The 24125-nt window shown below is 72.3% G+C and carries 22 protein-coding genes; 10 read left to right on the top strand and 12 right to left on the bottom strand.

The window, feature by feature from the left end; all coding sequences use genetic code 11:
- Nucleotides 1-31: 31 nt before the first annotated feature.
- On the bottom strand, nt 32-1141 hold the full coding sequence (locus AB0937_RS34530; RefSeq protein ID WP_366717505.1) for a GDSL-type esterase/lipase family protein: 1110 nt from the start codon (nt 1139-1141) through the stop codon (nt 32-34).
- A 144-nt stretch (nt 1142-1285) separates the two neighbouring features.
- On the opposite strand from AB0937_RS34530, the gene AB0937_RS34525 reads away from it, so the two are divergent.
- Complete coding sequence (locus AB0937_RS34525) at nt 1286-2437, top strand: CoA transferase (protein ID WP_366717604.1); 1152 nt, start codon at nt 1286-1288, stop codon at nt 2435-2437.
- A gap of 350 nt (nt 2438-2787) precedes the next feature.
- On the opposite strand, the gene AB0937_RS34520 is transcribed toward AB0937_RS34525, so the two are convergent.
- The 4 genes from AB0937_RS34520 to AB0937_RS34505 form a co-directional block, all read right to left on the bottom strand.
- Nucleotides 2788-4281: a tripartite tricarboxylate transporter permease gene (locus AB0937_RS34520; protein WP_366717503.1), complete on the bottom strand. Its 1494-nt coding sequence runs from the start codon at nt 4279-4281 to the stop codon at nt 2788-2790.
- Between the two features lies 1 nt (nt 4282).
- Entirely contained in the window at nt 4283-4822 is a 540-nt protein-coding gene (locus AB0937_RS34515; protein WP_366717501.1) for a tripartite tricarboxylate transporter TctB family protein, read from the bottom strand.
- The gene (locus AB0937_RS34510) at nt 4819-5802 is read right to left on the bottom strand and encodes a tripartite tricarboxylate transporter substrate binding protein (RefSeq protein WP_366717602.1); all 984 of its coding nucleotides are present in this window, start codon (nt 5800-5802) and stop codon (nt 4819-4821) included. Before AB0937_RS34510 ends, AB0937_RS34515 begins: the two co-directional genes overlap by 4 nt.
- Before the next feature lie 214 nt (nt 5803-6016).
- A complete protein-coding gene (locus AB0937_RS34505) occupies nt 6017-6145 on the bottom strand; it encodes a hypothetical protein (protein WP_366717499.1) in 129 nt (42 codons plus the stop codon).
- A 227-nt stretch (nt 6146-6372) separates the two neighbouring features.
- Between AB0937_RS34505 and AB0937_RS34500 the strand changes: the two genes are divergently transcribed.
- Nucleotides 6373-8271, top strand: coding sequence for an NAD-binding lipoprotein (locus AB0937_RS34500; protein WP_366717497.1), 1899 nt, complete (start codon nt 6373-6375; stop codon nt 8269-8271).
- 78 nt (nt 8272-8349) lie between these two features.
- Here the strand turns inward: AB0937_RS34500 and AB0937_RS34495 are convergent, their stop codons facing one another.
- A complete protein-coding gene (locus tag AB0937_RS34495; protein ID WP_366717495.1) occupies nt 8350-9609 on the bottom strand; it encodes a PQQ-binding-like beta-propeller repeat protein in 1260 nt (419 codons plus the stop codon).
- Between the two features lie 302 nt (nt 9610-9911).
- Between AB0937_RS34495 and AB0937_RS34490 the strand changes: the two genes are divergently transcribed.
- Together AB0937_RS34490 and AB0937_RS34485 are read left to right on the top strand one after the other, a co-directional pair.
- Nucleotides 9912-10082, top strand: coding sequence for a DUF5670 family protein (locus AB0937_RS34490; RefSeq protein ID WP_221754361.1), 171 nt, complete (start codon nt 9912-9914; stop codon nt 10080-10082).
- Between the two features lie 89 nt (nt 10083-10171).
- Nucleotides 10172-10663, top strand: a complete 492-nt coding sequence (locus AB0937_RS34485; RefSeq protein ID WP_366717493.1) for a hemerythrin domain-containing protein — start codon at nt 10172-10174, stop codon at nt 10661-10663.
- An 81-nt stretch (nt 10664-10744) separates the two neighbouring features.
- Here the strand turns inward: AB0937_RS34485 and AB0937_RS34480 are convergent, their stop codons facing one another.
- Together AB0937_RS34480 and AB0937_RS34475 are read right to left on the bottom strand one after the other, a co-directional pair.
- Nucleotides 10745-11629: a DUF4436 family protein gene (locus AB0937_RS34480; protein WP_366717491.1), complete on the bottom strand. Its 885-nt coding sequence runs from the start codon at nt 11627-11629 to the stop codon at nt 10745-10747.
- Between the two features lie 117 nt (nt 11630-11746).
- Entirely contained in the window at nt 11747-13303 is a 1557-nt protein-coding gene (locus AB0937_RS34475) for an alpha/beta hydrolase (RefSeq protein ID WP_366717489.1), read from the bottom strand.
- A 339-nt stretch (nt 13304-13642) separates the two neighbouring features.
- Between AB0937_RS34475 and AB0937_RS34470 the strand changes: the two genes are divergently transcribed.
- The 4 genes from AB0937_RS34470 (at nt 13643) to AB0937_RS34455 (ending at nt 16976) form a co-directional block, all read left to right on the top strand.
- Complete coding sequence (locus AB0937_RS34470; RefSeq protein ID WP_366717487.1) at nt 13643-14758, top strand: Gfo/Idh/MocA family oxidoreductase; 1116 nt, start codon at nt 13643-13645, stop codon at nt 14756-14758.
- Nucleotides 14755-15678 (top strand): PmoA family protein, encoded by a 924-nt coding sequence (locus AB0937_RS34465; protein WP_366717486.1) that lies wholly within the window; start codon nt 14755-14757, stop codon nt 15676-15678. Before AB0937_RS34470 ends, AB0937_RS34465 begins: the two co-directional genes overlap by 4 nt.
- Nucleotides 15672-16457 carry a cupin gene (locus AB0937_RS34460; protein WP_366717484.1) on the top strand — a complete coding sequence of 262 codons (786 nt, stop codon included), beginning with the start codon at nt 15672-15674 and terminating at the stop codon, nt 16455-16457. The genes AB0937_RS34465 and AB0937_RS34460 overlap by 7 nt, the downstream gene beginning before the upstream one ends.
- A 216-nt stretch (nt 16458-16673) precedes the next feature.
- Nucleotides 16674-16976, top strand: coding sequence for a hypothetical protein (locus AB0937_RS34455; protein ID WP_366717482.1), 303 nt, complete (start codon nt 16674-16676; stop codon nt 16974-16976).
- Between the two features lie 45 nt (nt 16977-17021).
- Here the strand turns inward: AB0937_RS34455 and AB0937_RS34450 are convergent, their stop codons facing one another.
- Entirely contained in the window at nt 17022-17726 is a 705-nt protein-coding gene (locus AB0937_RS34450; protein ID WP_366717480.1) for a phosphatase PAP2 family protein, read from the bottom strand.
- Nucleotides 17727-17864: 138 nt separating this feature from the next.
- Here AB0937_RS34450 and AB0937_RS34445 point away from each other — a divergent pair, with 138 nt between their 5' ends.
- Nucleotides 17865-18521: a class I SAM-dependent methyltransferase gene (locus AB0937_RS34445; protein ID WP_366717478.1), complete on the top strand. Its 657-nt coding sequence runs from the start codon at nt 17865-17867 to the stop codon at nt 18519-18521.
- A gap of 12 nt (nt 18522-18533) precedes the next feature.
- Here AB0937_RS34445 and AB0937_RS34440 read toward each other — a convergent pair whose 3' ends face one another.
- Together AB0937_RS34440 and AB0937_RS34435 are read right to left on the bottom strand one after the other, a co-directional pair.
- The gene (locus AB0937_RS34440) at nt 18534-20783 is read right to left on the bottom strand and encodes a heavy metal translocating P-type ATPase (RefSeq protein ID WP_366717476.1); all 2250 of its coding nucleotides are present in this window, start codon (nt 20781-20783) and stop codon (nt 18534-18536) included.
- A gap of 3 nt (nt 20784-20786) precedes the next feature.
- Nucleotides 20787-20999, bottom strand: a complete 213-nt coding sequence (locus AB0937_RS34435) for a cation transporter (RefSeq protein WP_366717474.1) — start codon at nt 20997-20999, stop codon at nt 20787-20789.
- A gap of 199 nt (nt 21000-21198) precedes the next feature.
- Here AB0937_RS34435 and AB0937_RS34430 point away from each other — a divergent pair, with 199 nt between their 5' ends.
- Nucleotides 21199-22158 (top strand): hypothetical protein, encoded by a 960-nt coding sequence (locus tag AB0937_RS34430; protein ID WP_366717472.1) that lies wholly within the window; start codon nt 21199-21201, stop codon nt 22156-22158.
- 3 nt (nt 22159-22161) lie between these two features.
- On the opposite strand, the gene AB0937_RS34425 is transcribed toward AB0937_RS34430, so the two are convergent.
- Entirely contained in the window at nt 22162-23970 is a 1809-nt protein-coding gene (locus AB0937_RS34425; protein WP_366717600.1) for a glycoside hydrolase family 15 protein, read from the bottom strand.
- Nucleotides 23971-24125 lie beyond the last annotated feature (155 nt).

The following is a 24125-nucleotide window of genomic DNA, read 5'->3' as shown; positions in this document are numbered from 1 at the left end:
GCGCCGGGACGCTTCCGCCCCGGCGCGGCCGTCACCCGGTCGGCGCCTTACCGGCGCAGGTGACGGTCGCCGCCGGGACGCCGGCCGTTGCGGGGGCGGTCGCGACGAAGCCGAACGTGGCACTCGCGCCGGGGGCGAGAGCGCCGTTCCAGGCCGCGTGGGTGACGGTGGCCGTGCCGTCGGCGGCAGTGGTGACGGACCCGTTCCAGAGCTGGGTCACCCGTGCGCCGTTCGCCGGTACGACGGTCGCGGTCCAGCCCGGGACGGCGGATCCCGATGTGTTCGTCACCGTCACCTCGCCCTGGTAACCGCCCTGCCAGGCGGAAACGGCCCGGAAGCGCGCGGTGCAGGCGGCGGGCTCCCCGCCCGGGCCGCCCGGGTCTCCGGGATCCTGCGGCACCCCGGCGTCGAGGGCCGACGCCAGAGCGGGGTACCACCGGGCCGCGATCTTGCCGTCGCCGGAGGCGTTGGGGTGCACGCCGTCATAGGTGTCGGTGGCCGTGCTGAAGCCGGTCCACTGGTCGACCACGGTGACGGGGGAGCGGCCGGTGCCGGTGGTCCGGGCCCAGCCGGGGATCCGCGCGTTGAAGTCGACGACGCGCTGCGCACAGGCCGGGCAGCCACCAGGGGCCATGGGGATCAGCTGCGCCACCAGGATCCGCATGTCCGGGTTCGAGGCCCTCATCTGCGCCACGAGCTCGGTGTAGGCGGCGAGGATGCGGTCGGGGGCGATGCTGCTCCAGACGTCGTTCGTCCCGAAGTGCATGACAACGATGTCCGGACGGGTGGACGCCAACCGGCCCGGCAGCAGTTTCTGGTCCGCCACGTTGGTGGCCAGCTCGCCCCCGTGGCCCTCGTTGTCGCCGTCGTGCGCCTGTCCGCAGCTCTGCGGGGGGAGGGTGCCGACGAAGTCGATGTCCTTGTATCCGCTGCCGGCCAGCCGGTTCCACAGCAGCGCCCGCCAGCAGCCCGGTGAGCCGGTGATCGAGTCGCCGAGGGGCATGATGCGAACGGGGTCCGCCGCGGGCGCGGCCGTCGCGCGGGGTGCGAAGGCCAGGCCGAGGAGGAGCAGCAGGGCGGCCAGGAGGCCCGGACCGGACGTGGCGCGTAAGTGCCGGGACGAGTGGGGGGTTCCGTGCATGGTGGTCCCTTCCCTGGAGGAGGTGGGAGCGCTCCCATCACATCAAGCCATCGTTGTCATTGACGCGTCAAGAGGAGTGGAGGTGAGAGGGTGAGTCCGAAGCCGGAAACGATCAGTGACGATCTCTCGGAGGCAGACGTGGATCTGGAGCGTGGCGCCCTGAAGGGAGTGCGGATCGCGGACTTCTCCCGGGTCCTGGCCGGACCGTACGCGACCATGCTCCTCGCCGATCTCGGCGCCGACGTGGTGAAGGTCGAGCGCCCGGGGACGGGCGACGAGACCCGGCAGTGGCGTCCGCCCGCCGACGAACGCGGCACCTCCACCTACTTCCTCGGTGTCAACCGCAACAAGCGCTCGGTCACCCTGGACCTGTCGGACGAGGCCGACCGGGAACGGGCCCGGGCCCTCGTCGCCGAGTCGGACGTGCTCGTGGAGAACTTCCGGCCCGGCACGATGGACAGGTTCGGCCTCGGCCACGACGACCTGAAGGAACGGCACCCGGGCCTGGTGTACTGCTCCATCAGCGGCTTCGGTGCCGGCGGTGGCGCCGCGATCCCCGGCTACGACCTCCTCGTCCAGGCGGTCGGCGGCCTGATGAGCGTCACCGGGCAGCCCGACGGGGAACCGACCAAGGCCGGTGTGGCCCTCGTCGACGTGATCACCGGACTGCACGCGGCCCTGGGCATCATGGCGGCCCTGCGGCACCGGGATGCCACCGGTGAGGGGCAGCGCGTCGAGGTCAACCTGATGAGCTCCCTGCTGTCGGCCATGGTCAACCAGACCTCGGCGTACGCCGTCGCGGGCGTCGTGCCCGGCCGGATGGGCAACGCGCACCCGAGCATCGCCCCGTACGAGACCTTCCCCACCGCCGACCGTCCGCTGGCCCTCGCCGTAGGCAACGACGGACAGTTCGCGGCCCTGGCGGGGGTGCTCGGCCGCCCGGAGCTCGCCGGCGACCCCCGGTTCCGCACGAATCCGCAACGGGTGGCTCACCGCGCCGAGTTGTGCGAGGTGCTGGGCGAACGGCTGCGTACGGCGGGTGCCGACCACTGGTCGGGCGTGCTCGCGGCGGCCGGGGTGCCCGCCGGTCCCGTGAACACCGTCGACGAGGCGTTCGCCTTCGCCGAGGGGCTCGGACTGCCCGGCGTCGTCACGGTGCCCGGGACGGGCGGCGGAGCGGGGTCCCGGCAGGTGGCATGCCCGATCACACTGAGCGCGTCACCGGCACGGCACCGGCTGCCGCCGCCGGAGCTCGGTGAGCACACCGCCGAGGTCTTCGGCGGCTCCGGCTGCTGAGCCCCGTGTCGTGACGGGCCGCCGGTGCGGCGTGAGGACGTGAACCCGAACCGCTGACTCCCGTCCATCGGCCTCCCTCCCCACCACCCAGGAGGCCTTCGGCGGAGCGGTCGACTGCATTTTCCCGACCGGCGGCGGCTGCTTCGTCGCCCTGCCCGGGGTGCGGGACTCCTCCGGCTGGCTCGGCCGGGGGCTGCTCTCGTCCTGACGCGAAGGACCCCGGGCCGCCTGCGAAGACGGCGACCCGTACGCACGAGGTTCAGGCACGCGCGTACGGGTCGCCGCGACCGGCGAGGCGGAGATCCGCTTCCCGTACGGCACCCGGTACCGGAGTGCCGTACGGCCGGACCTCAGGCCTCGGCGCTGCCGCGCGTCACCGCCTTCCGCAGCAGCGGCCACACCAGCAGCAGCACGGTCACCGCGTACACGGTCACCGCGAACGGCGTGTTGACCAGACCCGTCACACTGCCGTCGCTGATCTGCAGGGCGCGCCGCACCTGCTGTTCGGCGTTGGGGCCGAGGATGACGCCGATCACGGCCGGCAGCACGGGCAGTCCGTAGCGGCGCATACCGAAACCGATCAGACCGATGATCAGCAGGATCACCAAGTCGATCACCTCACCGCCGACGGCGTACGCGCCGACCGCCGCGAAGAACATGATCCCCGCGTACAGGTACGGCCGCGGGATGCGCAGCAGCTTCGCCCACACCGGCGCCAGCGGCAGGTTCAGCGCGAGCAGCAGCACCATGCCGACGAACAGCGAGGCGATCAAACCCCACACCAGGTCGGGCTCACGCTCGAAGAGCAGCGGACCCGGCTGGATGCCGTACTGCTGGAAGGCGGCCAGCATCACGGCAGCCACCGCCGTGGTCGGCAGACCCAGGGTCAGCATCGACACCAGGGTGCCCGCCGCAGAGGCCGACGCCGCCGACTCCGGGCCGGCGACACCCTCGATGGCGCCCTTGCCCCACTCGTCCTGGTGCTTCGACAGGCGCTTCTCCGTCACGTACGACAGGAAGGTGGGGATCTCCGCGCCGCCGGCCGGGATCGCGCCGAACGGGAAGCCGATGAACGGGCCGCGCAGCCACGACTTCCAGGTCCGGTTCACATCCGCGCGCCCCAGCCAGGGACGCCCCACCGGGATCGGCTCGGGCGGCCTGCGCCGCAGGTGCGCCGCGACCCACAGCGCCTCGCCGATCGCGAAGAGACCGACCGCGACGATCACCACGTCGATACCGTCGGCCAGTTGCAGCGAGCCGAAGGTGAGACGCTGCTGACCGGTCATCTGGTCCAGGCCCACCAGGCCCAGGGTGAGGCCGATCAGCAGGGAGGCGAGGCCCCGGACGCGGGACGAGCCCAGCACCGAGGTCACGGCGATGAACGCCAGCACCATGATGGCGAAGTAGTCCGGCGCGCCGATGTCCACGGCGAGTTTCGCGACCGTCGGTGCGAGCGCCACCAGCAGCAGCGTGCCGACCATGCCGCCCGCGAAGTGCCCGATCGCCGCTGCCGCCAGGGCCTGCGCGCCGCGCCCCGACTTGGCCATGGGGTTGCCCTCCATGGCCGCCACCACCGCCGCGCTCTCACCCGGTGTGTTGAGCAGGATGGAGGTGGTCGAACCGCCGAACATCGCGCCGTAGTAGATACCGGCGAACATGATGAACGCGCCGATCGGGTCGAGCCCGTACGTCACCGGAAGCAGCAGCGCCACCGCCATCGCCGGGCCGATCCCCGGCAGCACGCCGATCGCCGTGCCGAGCAGGACGCCGATCGCGGCCCACAGCAGGTTGATCGGGGTGAGGGCCGTACCGAAGCCGTCCAGAAGGGAGTTGAGGGCGTTCATGTCACAGCACTCCCATCAGCGGACCGCCGGGCAGGGGCACTCCGAGCAGGTTGTTGAAGACGGTGTAGGTGACGAGGGACAGCCCGGCGGCGATGAGCGGATCGCGGTCGATCCGGCGGCTGCCCAGCGCGAACGCCGCGCCCCAGAACAGCAGCGCGCCCGCGACGGGGAAACCGAGCGGCTCGATCAGCACGGCGACGCCGAGGAACACCCCGGCGAGCAGCAGCACCGTGCGCCAGTCGGCCGGCTCGGACAGGTCGATGTCCTCTCCGCCCTCGGCCTGGCCCCGGCCGCCGCGCAGGACGTCCACGGCGAGCAGGGCGGCGATCACCAGCAGGCCGGCGCCGACCACGATCGGCACGGTCTTCGGGCCGACCGGGCCGCGCTGCGCGATGTCGACGTCCATGGTGAGCGCGTCGGTCAGGACGAGCACGCCCAGCGCCAGCAGCAGCGCGCACACGCCGAGTTCGGAGTGCTCGCGCAGCCACGAGCGCCGTTCGCCGCCGGTCTCGGCGGTGGGTATGTCGGTCTGCGTCGTCACAGTCCCAGCTCCTTCAGCACCGAAACCACCCGCTTGTCCTCGGCGTCGAGGAACGCGCTGAACTTCTCGCCGGTGAGGAAGGCGTCGTCCCAGCCGTTCTGCTCCATGGACGTGCGCCACTCGTCGGAGTCGTGGAGCTCCTCGACCAGCTTCACCAGCTTGTCGCGCTCCCCGTCGTTCAGGCCGGGAGGGGCGACGATTCCGCGCCAGTTGGTGAAGTTCACGTCGTAGCCCGCCTCCCTCAGCGTGGGCGCGTCCAGGCCCTTGGCGCGTTCCGGGCCGGTGACCGCGAGCAGGCGCAGCTCGCCCGCCTTGATCTGGTCCTGGTACTCGCCGACCCCGGAGACGCCAAAGGCGACCTTGTTGCCGAGGATCGAGGCGAGCAGTTCGCCGCCGCCGTCGAAGGGGATGTAGTTGACCTGCTTCGGCGGGATCCCGGCGGCCCGCGCCATCAGCATCGGCGCGAGGTGGTCGGGCCCGCCGGGCGAGGAGCCGCCGCCCACGGGGAGTTTGCCCGGGTTCTCCTTCCAGGCGCCGATCAGGTCGTCGATCGTCTTGTACGGCGAGTCCTTGGCCACGACCACCACGTCCTGCTCCTCGGTGAGCCGGGCGATCGGCGTGGTGTCCCCGAGGGTCTTCGGCGCGTCGTTGGAACGGACGGCGCCCACCACTCCGAGCCCCATGGACATGGCGAGCTTGCCGTTGCCGTGTTCGCTCACCAGCCGGCTCAAGCCCACGGTGCCGCCGGCGCCGGGCAGGTTGAACACCTCGATGTTGTGGGTCAGTCCGGCGTCCTCGGCGTTCTTCGCAGCCGTCCGGGCCGTGATGTCGTAGCCGCCGCCGGGCGTGTTGGGGACCATGAAACGCAGGCCAGGGATCTGTGTGCCGGTCTCGGAGCCGCTGCCGGTGGTCAGCAGCGGTGGTCCGACGAGTACGAGCACGGCGGCCCCGAGCAGGGCGAGGGGGGTGCGCAGGCGCACGAGTGCCACCACCTGTCGGTACGTCGATGCGGGTAGGTAAAGGCCCTGTGGGGGAGGGTGACGTGGGCCACATGGTGCCCGGGCTCCGGTGGGCTGTCTCCCTTCCGGAAGCAACGGAGGTTTTGGTCTTTGCGGTCACCGCAGGCTCCGCCGGGGGCGAGCCGAACTCGCGCGGGGCCCCGGCGCAAGCGCGCCGGGGCCCCTCGGCCGACGGTCAGCGGTCCGTGTGGACCTCCAGGGCGGCACGCACCGCCGACTCCAGGGCGCCCTCGATCCACGCCGGTTTGTAGCGACGGCCGTGCGGGCCGCCGCCGTTCGCCAGGGCCTTCGCCGTTGCCCCCAATGAGCGAATCAGGGACAAAACCCTCACGTCGCAGCGGGTTCGCCACCCACGGCGTGCCCGGCGAACCCGAAGGAATGAATGCGCGGCGAACCGCGTCCGCCGCCGCGGACCAGCCTCCACACTGCGACTGCGTATCCACAACCGTGCTCCCCGGCCCGCCCGCCCGGCCCACCGTGCACGCGGCGCCCGGCGGCCGCACGAGAGCCCGGGACGACGGAGGGGGAAAGGTGGCGCAGCGGCGCACCACATGGGATGACCGGGTCCGTTACTGGTTCGACAGCACGCTGGCCCGCGGCGCCTCCGCCCTGGTCGGCTGGATGGCGCTGCTGTGTCTGGCCGTCGTCGTCCCGGCCAGCGCGCTGGTGGTATGGACCGACCCCCACGCGCCGGAGTCCCTGCCGGACCGACTGGCACAGGTGTGGCGCCTCACGGGCGAGACCCTGCGGCTGGGCGGGACGACCGGCACGCCGCTGCGCGTGACGATGTCGGTGCTGCTCGCCCTGGTCGCGCTGCTGTACGTCTCGACGCTGGTCGGCCTGATCACGACGGCGCTCACGGAGCGGCTCACCGCGTTGCGGCGCGGCCGGTCGACCGTGCTCGAACAAGGGCACGTCGTGGTCCTGGGCTGGTCGGAGCAGGTGTTCACGGTCGTGGGCGAACTGCTGGCCGCCAACGCCAACCAGGGGCGCGCGGCGGTGGCGGTGCTGGCCGACCGCGACAAGACGACGATGGAGGAGGCGCTCGGCACGAAAGTGGGCCCCGTCGGCCGGACGCGGCTGATCTGCCGCAGCGGCCCCACCACCGATCCGGCCGTGCTGGCCCTGACCAGTCCGGCGACGGCCGGTGTCGTGCTGGTCCTGCCGCGCGACGAGCCCGACGCCGATGCCGAGGTCGTCAAGACACTGCTGGCGCTGCGGGCGGCGCTGGCCGGGGTGAAGGACCGGCCGCCCGTCGTCGCCGCCGTCCGCGACGACCGTTACCGGCTGGCCGCCGGTCTCGCGGCCGGCCCGGGCGGTGTCGTCCTGGAGAGCGACACCGTCACGGCCCGGCTGATCGTTCAGGCCGCCCGCCGCCCCGGGCTCTCCCTCGTCCACCAGGAGCTCCTCGACTTCGCCGGCGACGAGTTCTACCTGCTCGGCGAAGAGTCCCTGACGGGCCGCCCGTTCGGTGACGCGCTGCTGTCCTATCCGACGTCCAGCGTCGTCGGCCTGGTGTGCGGCGACACCCCGCTGCTCAACCCGCCCCCGCACACGGCCATCGGCCCGGACGATCTGCTCATCGTCATCTCCCGCGACGACGACACCGCCTGGCCGGGGGAGTGCGGGCAGTGGGTCGAGAAGGAGGTGATGGCCTCCGGTCCCGCGACACCCGCGCGGCCGGAACGGGTCCTGCTGCTCGGCTGGAACCGCCGGGCGCCGCTCATGGTCGAGCAACTGCGCCGCCGTGCCAGGCCCGGGTCGGTCGTCGACGTGGTGGCGGACGGCGGTGAAACGACGGTCCGTCAGGTGCGTGACTGCGGCGCGTCCCACGGCACCGGCCTGGCCCTCACTTTCCACCGGGGGGACGCCACCCGCCCCGAGACCCTCCGGGGTCTGGACGTGCACTCCTACGACAGCGTGATCGTCGTGGGGGACGACCCCGCGTCCGGGCAGTCCCCGGACGACCCCGACAACCGCACGCTCGTCACCCTGCTGTTGCTACGGCAGCTGGAGGAACTCACCGGGCGTGAACTGCCCGTCGTCACCGAGCTGGTGGACGACCGCAACCGGGCGCTGGCACCCCTCGGGCCCGGAGCCGACGTGATCATCAGCGGCAAGCTCATCGGCCTGCTCATGGCGCAGATCTCCCAGCACCGGCACCTCGCGGCGGTCTTCGAGGAACTGTTCTCCGCCGACGGCGCCGGCATCCGCCTGCGGCCGGCCGGCGACTACGTGCTGCCCGGGTGCGAGACGGCCTTCGCCACCGTCGTGGCCGCGGCACGAGGACGCGGCGAATGCGCCATCGGCTACCGCAGCCATGACGACGCCTCCACGCACCCGGGGTACGGCGTGCGGGTCAACCCGCCCAAGTCCGAGCGCCGCCGCTGGACGGCCGCCGACGAGGTGATCGTCGTGGGGACGGACTGAGCGCGGGCCGGTGCATGCACGGGGGCGCATGCACCGGAGCCGGGATGCTGAAGCGTGCCCGGACTTCTACCGGGGCGGTCAGTCCTCGAACGCGATCAGGACGCCGTTCTCCGCGGGCGCGAACACGCGGCCTCCGGCGGTGGCGATGCCCGGATTGACCCAGCCGCGCCAGTCGTTCTCCGCGGGCACGTACTCCGTCGGGTGCGGCTCGGTCCACAGCCGGTAGGACCAGACGACGGCGCCGGTGCGCTCGTTCAGGACCACCAGCTTGCCGTTGCCGTCCCGGACGTAGACGTAGCCCCCGGCGACCAGACGCACCGTGGCCGCCTGACGCGGGCTGCTGTAGCTCCAGGCCGTCTCGTACGTCGTCGTGCTGATCGCCTTCACGACCCCCCGGTACGCCACGTACACCCGGCCCGGGCCGAACGCGGGAGTGGCGTCGGCGGGGAAGGAACGCAGGACGGCACCGGTGCTCTGGTCGTACGCCACGGTCCGCTCGTCGTGGAGGTCGTCGCTGCGCAGCCACAGCGCCCCGGCACCGCGCGCGATCGGGTTGCCGCCGAGCTCGGTCCGGTCGGGCACGTCGTAGCGGCGCATCTCCCGGCCGGTGTGCCGGTCCAGAAGCTGGTAAGAGGAGTTGTCGAAGCCGAACCACACGCCGCGGTCGTCGACGACCACGGGTGACCATCCCCAGTCGACGAGCGGAGCCCGCCACAGCTCGGCTCCGTCACTCGGGCGCAGCGCCAGCGCGGTGCCCCGGCCGTCCTGGGTGTACAGCGTGCCGTCGTACCACGTCGGCGGGTACTCGCAGGAGCCTGAGCCGATGCTGCGGGTCCACCGCTGCTCGCCCGTCGCCGGGTCCCAGGCGGTGACGACGCCCCTGCCGGTCTGTGTGTAGAGGAGGCCGCCGCCGTGGGCCAGGGTGGCCTTGGGGTCGTTGTCGGTGATCAGCCGCTGGGGCCAGAGCCTCTTTCCGGTGGCCGCGTCGAGGCCGACGAGTTCCATGCGCGGGCCGTCGGACTCCTCCTCCTCGGCCGCGTTCACCACCACGAAGACCTTCCCGCCGACCGCGACCGGCGCGGAGACCGCCGAGCCCAGGTCGACGGACCAGGCCTTGGTGAACGGCGGGGCAGCCGTGGCCCCGGGGACGAAACTGTCCTGACGGGCGTTGGCGCGGTACCCCAGTGTGGCGTTCGCCGGTCCGGTGCTCGCCTTCGCCTTCACCTTGGCCTTGGCCTTGGCAGCCGCGGCCGCCGCCACCGGTTCCGGTGCGGGTGCCGGAGCGGCCGCGCCGCCCTGACCCGCGCCGACGGCCATGGCCGCCAGCGCCGTCGCCACCACACAGCACGATCTCACCTGGACACGCCTCGCTGTGCTGCCCATGGAAACCCCCCTCGGGTCGAATGAAGTGGGCCGGTGCGCCCGGCCGCCGCTCCGATTACCCCAGGGACGATGAACAACTCCCGTGCAGCCAGGGGAACTTCGGACCCCGTTCGGCCCTTGCTCCCCCCTCCCGGTCACATGCTCCCCCCTCCCGGCCAAAGCGAGCCAAGTTCCCGTGATTCTTGTGAAGAAACACGGGAATTCGGCTGTGTGTTCGTCTGCGGACAGGGCAACAGGAGGATCGGAGGTTGATAACTATGGTTCCCCTGCTTCTTGTCCTGCTGCTGGCCCTGGTTCTTTTCGGTGCGGGTTTCGCGCTGAAGGCCCTGTGGTGGATCGCGGTGATCGTGCTGGTGCTCTGGCTGCTGGGCTTCGTGCTGCGCAGCGCGGACAGCGGTGGCCGTAAGGGCCGCTGGTATCGCTGGTAGACCGGCGGAGGCCCCGCGGCGAGCAGAACATCAGGAATGGGGTAAAGGAAAGTGACCCGATTCTCTCCTGGGAAAGGCGTTCCATTTCCATGGCCGATACAAAAGACGTCGTAGAACTCATTCTTCAGGACCACCGGCGCATGGAGGACCTCTTCCGCCGCATGCGGAGCGTCGAGGACGACCGCGCGGGTGCCCTGAGGGAGTTCGCGGACCTGCTGATCGCGCACGCGCAGGCAGAGGAGGCCGAGGTCTACCCGGCGCTCAAGCGGTACAAGAACATCGATGACGAAGAGGTCGAGCACGGCGAGCACGAGCACGACGAGGGCAACGAGGCGCTCCTGGGGCTCCTCGAGGTCGAGGAGGTCGGCTCCGACGAGTGGGACTCGAAGCTCGAGGAGCTGGTCGAGGCCGTCACCCACCACGCCGACGAGGAGGAGCGCACCATCCTCAACGGTGCCCGGGAGAACGTGGCGATGGAGCGGCGCGAGCAGCTCGGCCTGGCGTTCGTGCGGGAGCGTGAGCGTCAGCTGAAGGCCGGGTGCGGTTCCCTGGAGAACGTACGCAAGATCGTCGAGTCCTGACTCGGCCAGACCGGCCCTGGTGGTCGCCGCCTTCGTGCGGTGACCACCAGGGCCGGTCGCTGTCGCGGTCCGGGAACGGTCCTACGGGGCGTCCTCACCTGCGCGGAGGGCGGTTCGGATGCCGAAGGTGACCACCACGATCAGGCACAGGGCGATGACGGCCTCGGCCCAGAAGAAGGCGAACCAGTCCATCACACAGCCGATCGGCGGAGTGCCGGGGGCGGTGTTGCGGAAGGCGGCGAGAGCGAACAGCGTGGCCGCCATCCAGGCGAGGGCGGGCCAGACCAGGCCCTGTCTGCGGGTCGTCAGGTACCAGGCTCCGAGGAGTACGGACGACGCCAGCGCCCACATCGCGACCATCATGAAGACCGCGAAGGTGAGCAGGCTGCCCGACCGGGACAGCTTCAGCGCCACGGCGGCCTCCTGCCCGGAGGGCGGCGGTCTCATCGCGACGGAGAAGAGCGTGTCGGCGTTGGAGAAGAGCATCCGCACCGGCACCGGTTCGCCGCCCAGCACGGCCCAGAACTCGATGTCGGTGTCGTAGGTGTCGAACGGGTAGTCGCTGATCGATCCACCCGTGACCGCCACCCGTACGTCCTTGGGCGCGAGCCGTTCGTGCGCCTCGAACGCCAGGTCGCTGAGCGTCGCCACGGACGTCTGGAGGCTCAGATCCTCCACCGGGGCGGTCCCGTCCTGCTCGCCGAGAGCCCCGCGCGGGCTGACCCGGACGCGCAGGACGAGCTCTCCGGCCGCGGCGTCGACGCTCTGGACGGTGGCCTCCACGTCCACCCGGTCGGCGGCTCGGGATCCGGCCGTGTGCACCGTGTCCTTCGTCTGCCGCTCGGTGTACTGCAGCCACGACCCCACGGACACCGCCACCAGGATCAGGACCGCGAGAGGGATCAGGACCAGCAGGAGGGACGGTCCGGTACGCGGTGGGCGGGGAGAGCGCGGGGGCGCGGCCATGGCGGCTCCGATGCGGTGGGCGGGGCAACGGGCTCGTCCCGCCCGGCGGGGAGTCACCCTCCGATCACAGGCAGCCACTGTAAGTGTTGCGTGAGGTGACTTCACGGAGGCGGCGGCTCAAGGGCTGTGCCGCCGCTCCTCGCGCGTCGCGCAGTCGATGTCCCGTGCCGGAAGGCGCCCCGTCGCGAGGTAGCCGTTGACCGCGTCGTCGACACACCCCGAACCGTAGACGCCGAACACCGCGTGCTGATCGGCCCCCTTCAAGGTGACCAGGCGCGAGGAGGGCCACCTCTCGCGCACGGCTTCGGCGCCGTCGTAGTAGGTGCGCGGGTCTCCGGTGGCGTTGACCAGCAGGGCCGGCAGGTCGTCCCGGATCCTGGCCGGGCGCTCGCGCGGCCGGTCCCAGTACGCGCACGGGTTGAGGTTGTGGGCCACAGGCGCGAAGAGCGGGTCCTCGGCGCGGGTGCGCTGGACGTCGCGCCAGTACACCTCGGGGTCGCGCGGCGCGGTGTTGTCGCCGCACACGATCGCCGTCTGCGCGCTGCCGTAGGGGGAGTCGGTGCCCGTGAGCACGAACTCGAGCACGCCGGCGAGCCACGGGGACGGTGTCACCCGCTGCCCCCGCGAGGCCCGCAGCATGTCCCGCACGCCCTGGGCGAAGTCCCCGTAGGCGGCGTCGTTGTGCTGTGAGAGGCCGTTGAGGACGACGATCGGCATCACGTGCCCGTCCAGCCGGTGGTCGCCGATCCGCAGCGGGGTGCGGGCGGCGGCCACCCGGACGCGTTCCACCGCGGCCAGCACCTCCCGTCGCGTACGGCCCAGCCCGTAGGCGGCGTCGCGGGCGGCGGCCCAGGAGGCCCAGCCTCGCAGGGCGTGCCGGTTGGACGGCTCGACGCCCTGCCACAGCCGGGCGCTGTACCGTTCCGGATCCATCACACCGTCCAGGACGACCCGGTCGGTGCGGCCCGGGAACATCGAGGTGTACACCTCGCCGAGGTAACTGCCGTAGGAGTAACCCAGGTAGGAGATCCGCCGCTCGCCGAGGGCGGCCCTGATGACATCCATGTCGCGCGCGGTGTTGCGGGTGGTGGCGTGGGGGAGGGCGTCGCCCGCGTGGGTGCGGCAGCGGTCGGCGAGGTCCTTCGAGAAGGCCGCCATGCGGTCGAAGCCGGCCCGGTCCTCACCGGCCCCGCGCCAGGCCGAGCCGGTCGGCCAGCGGCAGTCCAGCGGTGTGCTGCGGCCGATGAAACGGGGGTCGATGCCCACCACGTCGTACCGCGCGGCGACGTCCTTCATCGCCTTGCGCACCCACGGGGGATCGCCGAGCGAGGGCCCGCCTGGGCCGCCCCCGTTGAGGAGCAGGGGGCCGACGCGATGCCGCTTGCCGGTGGCGCGGATCCGGGAGATCGCGACGGTGATCGTCCGGCCGCCGGGGTCCGAGTAGTCCAGCGGCACTTTCACGTCGGCGCAGCGGGCGCCCGCCTGCTCCAGTTCCTTGCCGGTCGGGTCGTCCGGCCCCCGTACGCAGCTCTTCCAGACGAGGTGCTGCCGGTGATGGCGGGCGAGGGGGTCCGATGCCGCCTCGGCGGTGGCGGGCAGTGCCGTGAAGGCGAGGGCGGCGGCCGTCAGGGCGAGGACGGCTCTGCCCGAGGTTCCCGGAGAACGGGATAACACGTGGGTGTTCCTTTCTGTCGCCGATGTCCCCTCGGTGGCAGTGGCAGGGGCATGCCCGAGAGGAGGTGTGCGACAGAACGGTAGGGACGTTCCGCAGGCCGGTCACTGGGGCTGGCAGCCGGTTCGTGGTGGGGGCGGCCTCAGCGGAAGGGCGGGGGAATGCCGTTTCCATGGCAGGGGCGGCAACCCGCATCTCTGCCCCAAGCTGGGACAATGCTCGGGCAGACCTTGTGCAGGTCGCTGCAGGGGGGTTGTCCAGACATTCTCTCGCGCCTAGGGTCCCTTCCGAGTGCAAGCGCTTTCCGAGCGTGTGTCCACCGGCCGTCCGAGGAGCGCCGCATGTCCTTGTCCCCCACCCGCCGTCGTGTGGCCGTCGTCGGCACCGGAGCCATCGTCAGCGGCAGCCATCTGCCCGCGCTCCGGGCCCACTCCGACCGGGTGGAACTGGTGGCCGCCGTCGACGTCGACCAGGAGCGCCTCGACGCCTTCCGCGAGCTGGCCGGTGCGCAGGTCGCCGGGTACACCACGGTGGACGCGATGCTGGACGCCGTACGACCCGACCTGGTCCTCATCGGGACACCGCCGTCCCTGCACCGCGACCAGACCGTCGCCGCGCTGAAGGCGGGCGCCTGGGTGCTGTGCGAGAAGCCGCTCACCCTGTCGCTCGCCGAGTACGACGAGATCGCCGCCGCCGAGGAGGCCTCCGGCGGATACGCGTCGGTCGTGTTCCAGCACCGCTACGGATCCGGCGCCGTGCACGCCCGCGAGCTGATCACCAGCGGCGAGCTGGGAGCCCCGCTCGTGGCGCACTGCCAGACCACCTGGCACCGGGACGCGGCGTACTACGCGGTGCCGTGGCGCGGGAAGTGGGCCAGCGAGGGCGGCGGCCCGACCATGGGCCACGGCATCCACCAGTACGACCTGCTGCTGCACCTGCTGGGCGAGTGGCAGGAGATCAGTGCCATGGCCGCGCGCCTGGTCCACGACAACGAGAGCGAGGACGTCTCCACCGCCCTGGTGCGCTTCCGGAGCGGCGCCCTCGCCACCGTCGTCAACAGCGTCCTCTCTCCGGACGAGGTGAGCCGCATCCGCATCGACTGCGCGGACGCCACGGTCGAACTCACCCACCTGTACGGCCACACCAACGACAGCTGGGCGTACACCCCGGCGCCGCACGTCGCCTCCGAGCGCGCCACCGCCTGGCGGTCCCCCGCGAGCGACGTGCCCAGCTCGCACACCGCCCAGCTGGGCGCACTCCTCGACGCCTACGACGCCGGCACCCGGCCCCCGGGCAGTGGCCCCGACGCCCGCGCGACTCTGGAGTTCGCCGCCGCCCTGTACAAGGCGGCGTTCACCGGCCGCCCGGTGCACGCGGGGGAGATCGGCCCCGGCGACCCCTTCCACGAGGCCATGCACGGCGAGTACCCCGACTGGGCCCCCAAGGAGCGCGCATGACCATCCGCGTCACCCACACGCACGGCGAGGACATCGCCGTCACCGCAGGCGGCACGGAGATCCTCCGCTACGTCTACCGCCCCGACCCGGATCCCTTCGAGTCCCGCAAGCCCTACGCCCACCCGGTGCGCACCCTCTCGGGCCGTACCGTCACCGGCTACCGCCCGAACGACCACCGCTGGCACAAGGGCCTGCAGATGACCGCGAGCCATCTGTCCGGCCAGAACTTCTGGGGCGGCAACTGCTACGTCCACGGTCAGGGCTACCTCCCCCTGCCCGAGCGCGTCGGCTCGATGCGGCACGACGGCTTCGCGGACTTCACCGTCGAGGAGGACCGCCTCGCCTTCACCGAGAACCTCACCTGGATCGAGAACGGCGGCGAGGAGTGGGCGCGCGAGGTGCGCGGTTTGACCGTCCACTCGGTGGACGAGCAGGCAGGTTCCTGGGCCCTGGACTGGTCGATCCGCCTCAGCAACACGCGTTCGGCACCGCTGGTGTTCGGCTCCCCGACGACCGCGGGCCGTGACATGGCCGGTTACACCGGACTCCAGTGGCGCGGCCCGCGCGACTTCACCGGCGGCAGCGTCTTCGCCCCGGGCACCGACGCCGACGCGGGCAAACTGATGGGCACCCAGGGCCCCTGGGTCGCCTTCACCACCGAGCACGACGACGTCGACGGCCACTCCACCCTGGTCTTCGCGCACGCACCCGAGAACCTCGACGGGACGTCCGCGATCCACGAGTCGCACTGGTTCGTCCGCTCCGAGCCCTTCCCGACGGTCGCCTTCTCCTGGGCGTTCTTCGAGGAGTTCGAGCTGCCGCCGGGCGAGTCCTTCGGCTACCGGTACCGCATCGTCGTCGCCGACGGCGCCTGGGACCGCGACCGGGTCGGCACGCACCTGGAGGGCCTGCCGTGGTGAGCGAACCCGAGCCGGCGGGACTTCCGCACCCGCTGCCCGGCGCGATCGGCCTGTCCCATCTCAGCGCCTACGACTGGGAGGCCGCCGACGGCGTCTGCGGCGGCAGCCCGCACCTGCACCTGGTGTGCACGGAGGCATACGTCGTCACCGGCGGCCGCGGAGCCGTGCAGACCCTGAGCCCCGACCGCTACCGCGACATCCCGCTCGAAGCCGGCTCGATCGCCTGGTTCACGCCGGGCACCGTGCACCGCATGGTGCAGGGCGGTGATCTGCGCATCACCGTGCTGATGCAGAACAGCGGCCTGCCCGAGGCCGGGGACGCGGTGTTCACCTTCCCGCCCGAGGTGCTCGCCGACCCGGAGAAGTACGCCGCCGCGGCCACCCTGCCACCCGGCACCGGACCGGAGACCGCCGCGGCCGCCCGGCGCCGCAGGGACCTCGCCGTCGAGGGCTACCTCGTCCTGCGCAAGGCCCTCGTCGCCGGCGACAACGGCCCGTACCGCGACTTCCAGCGCGCCGCCGCCCGGATCGTGCGCGACAAGGTGCCCACCTGGCAGGCCCTGTGGCGGGAGGGCGCCCTGGCCACCGCGGAGCGCACCGGCGCCCACCTCGACGCGCTGGCCGCGGGCGAGCCCGCCTACCTCGGCGAGGCCACCGCCCACGAGGCCGCGCCCACCCGGCTCGGCGGCTTCGGCATGTGCGGCCGGCGCGACGAGTACGCGCTGCCCGGCACCACGCTGCCGTACCAAGGGGAGCAGCAGCGGCCTGACGGGGCCTGAGGTGGGATCTGAGGGGGGCTCAACAACACTCCGTCGAGAGGAGTGACCTCGGCATGCCCGGACACAGGACAAAGAGCTTCTGCGCGTCGGCGTCGCCACTGGCACTGTGTGCTGTCCTGCTCATCCTGGGACGGCAGAGGCGGGTTCTGCGCACCCACGAGATCGACCCGGGCCTGCTCGCCACCGGCCGCCGATCTGGCGCCGGCCGGGGCCGGGATGCCGGGCGCGCCGCTGTTCGCGGTGGCCGCCGCGGGCTCGGCCGTGGTCGGGCTGCGCGCCTGCGGACGTTCCGAGTCGCTCACCGACAGGCCGGCGGCGGTGCGCGGGGCCGGCCGGGACGCCGTGGCGGACCTGGGCGGCAGCGGCCTGGTCCTGCTTGCGGTGGTGACGGCGGCGCCGTGCGCGTGGATGCCGGTGCCGTTGGCCTTCCTCGCCCCCGGCTCGCTGGCCCTGGCACTCACCGCCGTCGACGTACGCCGCTCCGCACCGGCTCGGCCCGAGCGTACTGGCGGCCTGTAAGGGCCTCCGAGTTGGCGCCCCGTTCAGCCGCGCACGCCGCCCCGCTCAGCCGCGTACGAGGCCGCCGATGGTGATCCGTGGCCACTGGCGGGCCGCCGTGAGAAGGGCCTGTGTCCTCGCCGAGGGGGTGGCCGCTGCCGCCGCCAGGGCCGCTGCCGCGCTGGCGATGCCGAGCACCGCTCCCGCCGCCACGTCGCCCGGGTAGTGCACACCGGTGTGGACACGGGAGTAGCCGACGGCGCTCGCCAGCGCTCCGAGCGGGACCGCCGCGGGGGGCAGGACCACGCCGACGGCGGTGGCGAACGCGACCGCCGACGCCGTGTGCCCGGACGGGAACGACGCCGAGGTCGGCATCTTGACGTGCCGGTCCACCGTCACCCGGGCCGCTTCCCGGTCCGGCCGCGCCCGGCGCACCAGGCGCTTGCCGAGCAGGTTCGCGGAGGCCGATGCCACGGCGATCGCGCCGACGCCGGCGAAGGCGGCCCTGCGCGGGCGCTTGCCCGCCAGAGCCAACGCCGCGGCGATGCCGAACGAGATCTTGGAGTGGTCGGCCGCGTGGGACAGGTGGCGCAGCGTCCGGTCCAGGGTCGGGGTCGGGGTCGCGGCCACCGCCGCGTACAAGGCACCGTCCACGGCCCTGAGATCGGCGAACACGGAGCCCAGCAGCCGCCGGCCGCGTGCACCCGCGGAGTCCCGGGTGTTCCGGAGCGGACGGGGGGCGTCCGCGTCTGTGGTCGTCGGATCGGTCATGTGCATTCTCCCCGCAGTGGCCTTTCCCCAGCAAGGTACCGGCTCACGCCCGGCGCACGCTCGGCGCCCCTGCGGGCCGGTACCTCCCGAGTGCCCGGACGGCGCACGACCACCCCGGTGAGCCGGGACACTGAGCGCATGTCACCTCCGCCCCGCAGGTTCCCGCACGCACTGGAGCGCTTCCACGCCGCCCGCCCCTGGGACCACAACGCCCACTTCCACCGCTGGATCCTGCGGCAGCTTCCCGGGCGGGTGGGCACTGCCCTGGACGTGGGGTGCGGCAGCGGTGACCTGGCCCGGCTGCTGGCAGGCCGGGCGGAGCACGTGCACGGGATCGACGCCGACCCGCAGATCACGGCCCGGGCGCGGGAACTGACCCCGCCGGCGGTCCCGGTCACGTTTGCGGCGGCCGACGCGCTGACCGGCCTCGGTGACCGGTCGTACGACGTCATCACCTGTGTCGCCGTCGTCCACCATCTGCCGCTCACCGAGGCCCTCGTGGCCTTTCGCGACCATCTCGCCCCCGGCGGCACCCTGGTGATCGTCGGCCTGGCCCGGGAGCGGACGCCCGTCGACCGTCTGCTGGGGACCGTTTCGGTCCCCCTCAACGTCGTCATGGCGCTGTCGAAGAACCGGGGCCGTCGGGCTTCCCGCCCGGTCTCGATGACGGCCCGTACCCGTCCGGCTGGCCTGACCTTCATCGAGATCGTGCGCGAGGCCCGGGCCGTCCTCCCCGGCGTCCGTCTGCGCCGCCGCCTGTTCTGGCGCTACACGCTGGTGTGGCGCCGTCCCTGATCCGCCGGTGCCTCAGCCGGCGGCCCGGAACGTGCGCAGCCGCAGCGAGTTGGCCACCACGAAGACCGACGAGAAGGCCATCGCCGCTCCGGCGATCATCGGGGTGAGCAGACCGGCCGCGGCCAGCGGCAGGGCCGCCACGTTGTAGGCGAAGGCCCAGAACAGGTTCGAGCGGATGGTGCCGAGCGTGCGGCGGGCGAGCCGGATGGCGTCCGCGGCGGCCCGCAGATCGCCCCGCACGAGGGTCAGGTCGCCGGCCTCGATCGCGGCGTCCGTGCCGGTGCCCATGGCCAGGCCCAGATCGGCCCGGGCGAGGGCGGCCGCGTCGTTGACACCGTCGCCGACCATCGCCACCGACCGGCCCTCGGCCTGCAGCCGCTCGACGACGTCGACCTTGTCCTGCGGGAGCACTTCGGCGATGACCTCCTCGATACCGACCTCGCGGGCGACGGACCGGGCCACCGCCTCGTTGTCGCCGGTCAGCAGGATCGGCGTGAGGCCGAGCGCCCGCAGCCGTGCGACGGCCTCCGCGCTGGTGTCCTTCACCGCGTCGGCCACTTCCAGCACGGCACGCGCCTCGCCGTCCCACGCGACGGCGATGGCCGTGCGCCCGGCGTCCTCGGCCGCCTCCCGGACCGTGGTCAGGTCCTCGGGAAGCTCCATGGCCCAGTCGGCCAGCAGCCGCTCCCGGCCGACGAGCACCGCGTGGCCCTCCACGACGCCCTGCACGCCGAGCCCCGGCACATTGGCGAAGTCCTCGGGCGTGGGCAGCGCACCCAGCTTCTCCAGCGCCCCGTCGGCGACGGCCCGGGCGATCGGGTGCTCGGAGGAGTGCTCCAACGCCCCCGCCAGCCGCAGCACTTCGGCCTCGTCCGTGCCCTCGGCGGTGTGCACGGCCAGCAGCGTCATACGGCCGGTCGTGACGGTGCCCGTCTTGTCGAGGACGACGGTGTCGACCCGGCGCGTGGACTCCAGGACCTCCGGGCCCTTGATCAGGATGCCCAGCTGGGCGCCGCGGCCGGTGCCGACCATCAGCGCGGTCGGTGTCGCCAGGCCCAGGGCGCAGGGGCAGGCGATGACGAGGACGGCGACCGCGGCGGTGAAGGCGGCCGTCAGCCCGACGCCGTTGCCCAGCCAGAATCCGAGCGTGCCGAGCGCCAGGGCGATCACCACCGGCACGAACACGGCGGATATCCGGTCCGCGAGCCGCTGCGCGGCGGCCTTGCCGTTCTGCGCGTCCTCCACCAGCCGGGCCATCCGGGCCAGCTGGGTGTCGGCACCGACCCGCGTGGCCCGTACGACGAGCCGCCCGCCGACGTTGATCGTGGCGCCGGTGACCGGGTCGCCCGCACCCACCTCCACCGGAACGGACTCGCCGGTGAGCATCGAGGCGTCCACGGCGGAAGACCCCTCGTCGACCGTCCCGTCCGTCGCGATCTTCTCGCCGGGCCGGACCAGGAAACGGTCGCCGACCGTCAACTCCGTGACCGGCACGGTCTGTTCGCGGCCGTCGGCACGCAGCACCGTGACGTCCTTCGCGCCCAGTTCCAGCAGTGCCCGCAGCGCCGCGCCCGCCTTGCGCTTGGCGCGTGCCTCGAAGTACCGCCCGGCCAGGATGAAGGCGGTCACACCCGCGGCGGCCTCCAGGTAGATGCTCCCGGCGCCGTCCGTGCGCTCGATGGTCAGCTCGAAGGGGTGCGTCATGCCCGGGGTGCCCGCGGTGCCGAAGAACAGCGCCCACAGCGACCACAGGAACGCGGCCGTGGTGCCCACCGAGATCAGGGTGTCCATGGTGGCCGCGCCGTGCCGCGCGTTGGTGAACGCCGCCTTGTGGAAGGGCCACGCCGCGTACGTCACGACGGGCGCTGCCAGCGTGAGCGACAGCCACTGCCAGTACTCGAACTGCAGCGCCGGGATCATCGCCATGGCGACGACCGGGACCGCGAGCACCACGGCCGTGACCAACCGCTCGCGCAGCGGACGCAGTTCGTCGGGCTCCTCGCTCGTGTCGTCGCGCTCGGCGGGCGGAGCGGGCTCCCGCGCGGTGTACCCGGTCGCCTCGACCGTGGCGACGAGGTCGCCGACGGAGACCCCGCCGGAGTAGCTGACCTTGGCCTTCTCCGTCGCGTAGTTGACGGTGGCGGTCACCCCGTCCATGCGGTTGAGCTTCTTCTCGATACGCGCCGCGCAGGAGGCGCAGGTCATACCGCCGATGGCGAGTTCCACCTCGGCGTCGGTTCCGGTCGTCGTACCGGTGCTCATGGCTCAGACCCTCCCGGTCAGCTCGTAGCCGGCCTCGTCGACGACCTCCGCGACCGCGGCGTCGTCGGGCTCGGCGGCACTGGTGACGGTGACCCGGCCGGTGTCGAGGTCGACCTCGACACCGCTGACGCCGTCCAGCTCGCCGATGACCTTGGTCAGCGTGGCCTTGCAATGGCCGCAGGACATTCCGGAGACGGCATAGGTGGTGGCGGGCATCGGGTGCCTCCTCATGGTGATCCGACAGAAGCGGAGATACGGGGCGGGGGTATCCCCTCGCCGAGTTCATGTATACCCCTGAGGGGTATGCGATGCAAGCGTGGGAATGACTTGACTGGATACCCCCTAGGGGTATGGTGAAGTGCATGGAGGCCCCGCAGTCGAGCGGAAGGCCCGGTATCTGAAGGAGCCGACGGCCATGAACACCGGACTCAGGATCACGACCTTCGCCGCCGTCCTGGCAGCGACCTTCGGCGCGGCCTACGGCGTCGGACAGGGCATCGGCCCCGTCGCCGCCGACCGCCCCCCGAAACACGAGGGCGAGCACACCCGCCCCGCGCCGGAACCCGAGGAGGGCGGCGGTCACGCCGGACACGGCACGCCACCGGCCGGCGGACTGCAGATCTCCGACGGCGGCTACAGGCTCGACCTGCAGACCTCGCGCGTCACCGCGGGCGAGCAGACCGACCTGCGCTTCACCGTCCGGGACGCCGCCGGTCGCGCGCTCACCGCCTACCAGCGCGAGCACGACAAGGAACTCCACCTCATCGTTGCCTCACGCGACCTGGTCACCTACCGCCACCTGCACCCCACCCGCGCCGCCGACGGCACCTGGAGCACCCCCGTGGACCTGCCCCGCGCGGGCGGCTACCGCGTCTTCGCCGACTTCACCCCGGCGAAGAAGGACGCCCGGAACCTCACCCTCGGCACGGACCTCGCCGCCTCCGGCCCCTACGAGGCCCGGCAGCTGCCGCCCGCGAGCACCACGGCCCGGGCCGGCGGTTACGAGGTGAAGCTGGCCGGCGCCCTGCGCCCGGGCCGGGCGAGCGAGCTGACTCTGAACGTCTCCCGCGACGGCAAGCCCGTCACCGACCTCCAGCCCTACCTCGGCGCGTACGGCCACCTGGTCGCCCTGCGCTCCGGCGACCTCGCCTACCTGCACGTTCATCCGAACGGCGCCCCCGGCGACGGCACGACCAGGCCCGGCCCGGACATCTCGTTCACGGCCACGGCCCCCAGCTCCGGCTCCTACCGCCTGTTCCTCGACTTCAAGCACGAGGGCACGGTCCGCACGGCGGCGTTCACCGTCCACGCCGGAGGAGCGGTCACCGGGGCGGACACCCCCGTGGGGCATGAGCCGGACGGCCACGGCCACTGAGGGTCAGCCGAGCGCCCGGTCCAGGTTGAAGGCGGCACTGATCAGCGCGAGGTGCGTGAACGCCTGCGGGAAGTTGCCCTGCTGCTCCCCGGCGTGGCTGATCTCCTCGGCGTACAGGCCGAGATGGTTGGCGTACGTCAGCATCTTCTCGAAGGCGAGCCGCGCCTCGTCGATCCGGCCCGCGTGCACCATGGCCTCCACGTACCAGAACGAGCAGATGGAGAACGTGCCCTCGTCGCCGCGCAGCCCGTCGGGGCTGGAGCGGGGGTCGTAGCGGTAGACCAGCGAGTCGGACACCAGCTCCTCGGTGAGCGCGTCCAGCGTCGACAGCCACTTCGGGTCGGTGGGGGCGATGAACTTCGTCAGCGGCATCATCAGCACCGCCGCGTCCAGCACGTCGTCGTCCTCGTGCTGGACGAAGGCCCGGCGCTCCTCGGACCAGCCCCGGCTCATGATCCGCCGGTAGATCGTGTCGCGGCACTCCCGCCAGCGCGGCAGGTCGGCGGGCAGGCCGCGCCGGTTGGCCATCCGGATGGCCCGCTCGATCGCCACCCAGCACATCAGCCGCGAGTACAGGAAGTTCCTGCGCCCGCCCCGCGTCTCCCAGATCCCCTCGTCGGGCTGGTCCCAGTGCGTGCACACCCAGTCCACCAGGGCGCACACGTCGTCCCAGTGACCGCTGGAGATGGGCTTGGCCCACTTGTCGTAGAGATAGATGGAGTCGATCAGCGCGCCGTAGATGTCGAGCTGGAGCTGGTCGGCCGCCGCGTTGCCGACCCGTACCGGCGCCGATCCGTGGTGGCCCTCCAGATGGTCGAGGGTGCGCTCGGGCAGCTCGGTACGGCCGTCGATGCCGTACATGATCTGCAGCGGGCCGGAGGTCTTGCCGTCGCCCGGGCTGATGTGCCGGGTCACGAAGTCCATGAACGCCTCGGCCTCCCCGGTGAAGCCCAGCCGCAGCAGGGCGTAGACGCAGAACGCCGCGTCGCGCACCCACACGTACCGGTAGTCCCAGTTGCGCTCGCCGCCCAGCTCCTCGGGCAGGCTCGTCGTCGGCGCCGCCACGATCGCCCCGGTGGGCGCGTAGGTGAGCAGCTTCAGCGTCAGCGCCGAGCGGTGGACCATCTCCCGCCAGCGGCCCTTGTAGCGGGACGCCGACAGCCAGTGCCGCCAGTACGCCACCGTCGCCGCGAACTGCTCCTCGGCCTCCGTGCGCGCACACCGGCGGGGCGTCACGTCGCCGCCGACCTTGTCCAGCGCGAACACCGCCGTCTCGCCCTCGGACAGCTTGAAGTCGCTGCGCGTGTCCGGCCCGTCTGCCTCCAGCGGCACGGTCGCGGTCAGCGCCAGCGCCAGCCCCTCGGTCTCGAACACCGCGGTGTCGCCGGAGAGCCGGACGGTGTGCGGCAGGGAACCGTAGTCGAAGCGGGGCGCCACCCGCGTACGGAACGGGATCGAGCCGCGCACGCACACCACCCGCCGGATCAGCCGGTGCCGGTCGGCCTCGGCCGGCCCGCCACCGACCGGCATGAAGTCCTGCACCTCGCCGACCCCGTCCTCGGTGAAGAACCGGGTGATCAGCACATTGGTGTCGGGGAAGTAGAACTGCTTGGTCCGCGCCGGCACCGACGCCGCCAGTTCGAAGCAGCCGCCGCGTTCCGCGTCCAGGATCGAGGCGAACACGCTCGGCGCGTCGAAGGCCGGGCAGCAGTACCAGTCGATGGTTCCGTCGGTGCCCACCAGCGCCACACTGCGCAGATCGCCGATCAGCCCGTGCTCGGCGATCGGCACATAGCGCCGTCCGCCCGGCATGCCCCGGTCCTGCGCGCCTTCGCCCATGACGGCCTCCTGCCGGTAGGCGCCTCAGCCCCAGCCTAGTGCCGCGGCAGGCAACGTTCGCCCCGTCGCGACGCCCGGCACGCCCTCTCGCCGCACCGGCCGAAAGCCCGAGTACGCCCCGTACGAGG

The sequence above is a fragment of the Streptomyces sp. NPDC047880 genome, assembly GCF_040706515.1.
GTDB lineage: Bacteria > Actinomycetota > Actinomycetes > Streptomycetales > Streptomycetaceae > Streptomyces.
The sequence above is the reverse complement of the archived record's forward strand: the minus strand, read 5'-3'. Positions and strand labels throughout refer to the sequence as shown.

Excerpts from the sequence above, each read along its gene's own strand:
- AB0937_RS34430 (WP_366717472.1), top strand. The coding sequence starts at position 21,199 with ATGAACACCGGACTCAGGATCACGACCTTCGCCGCCGTCCTGGCAGCG.
- AB0937_RS34455 (WP_366717482.1), top strand. The coding sequence starts at position 16,674 with ATGCCGGGCGCGCCGCTGTTCGCGGTGGCCGCCGCGGGCTCGGCCGTG.
- AB0937_RS34480 (WP_366717491.1), bottom strand. The coding sequence starts at position 11,629 with ATGGCCGCGCCCCCGCGCTCTCCCCGCCCACCGCGTACCGGACCGTCC.
- AB0937_RS34520 (WP_366717503.1), bottom strand. The coding sequence starts at position 4,281 with ATGAACGCCCTCAACTCCCTTCTGGACGGCTTCGGTACGGCCCTCACC.
- AB0937_RS34485 (WP_366717493.1), top strand. The coding sequence starts at position 10,172 with ATGGCCGATACAAAAGACGTCGTAGAACTCATTCTTCAGGACCACCGG.
- AB0937_RS34425 (WP_366717600.1), bottom strand. The coding sequence starts at position 23,970 with ATGCCGGGCGGACGGCGCTATGTGCCGATCGCCGAGCACGGGCTGATC.
- AB0937_RS34465 (WP_366717486.1), top strand. The coding sequence starts at position 14,755 with ATGACCATCCGCGTCACCCACACGCACGGCGAGGACATCGCCGTCACC.
- AB0937_RS34490 (WP_221754361.1), top strand. The coding sequence starts at position 9,912 with ATGGTTCCCCTGCTTCTTGTCCTGCTGCTGGCCCTGGTTCTTTTCGGT.
- AB0937_RS34445 (WP_366717478.1), top strand. The coding sequence starts at position 17,865 with ATGTCACCTCCGCCCCGCAGGTTCCCGCACGCACTGGAGCGCTTCCAC.
- AB0937_RS34450 (WP_366717480.1), bottom strand. The coding sequence starts at position 17,726 with ATGACCGATCCGACGACCACAGACGCGGACGCCCCCCGTCCGCTCCGG.
- AB0937_RS34470 (WP_366717487.1), top strand. The coding sequence starts at position 13,643 with ATGTCCTTGTCCCCCACCCGCCGTCGTGTGGCCGTCGTCGGCACCGGA.
- AB0937_RS34530 (WP_366717505.1), bottom strand. The coding sequence starts at position 1,141 with ATGCACGGAACCCCCCACTCGTCCCGGCACTTACGCGCCACGTCCGGT.
- AB0937_RS34435 (WP_366717474.1), bottom strand. The coding sequence starts at position 20,999 with ATGCCCGCCACCACCTATGCCGTCTCCGGAATGTCCTGCGGCCATTGC.
- AB0937_RS34440 (WP_366717476.1), bottom strand. The coding sequence starts at position 20,783 with ATGAGCACCGGTACGACGACCGGAACCGACGCCGAGGTGGAACTCGCC.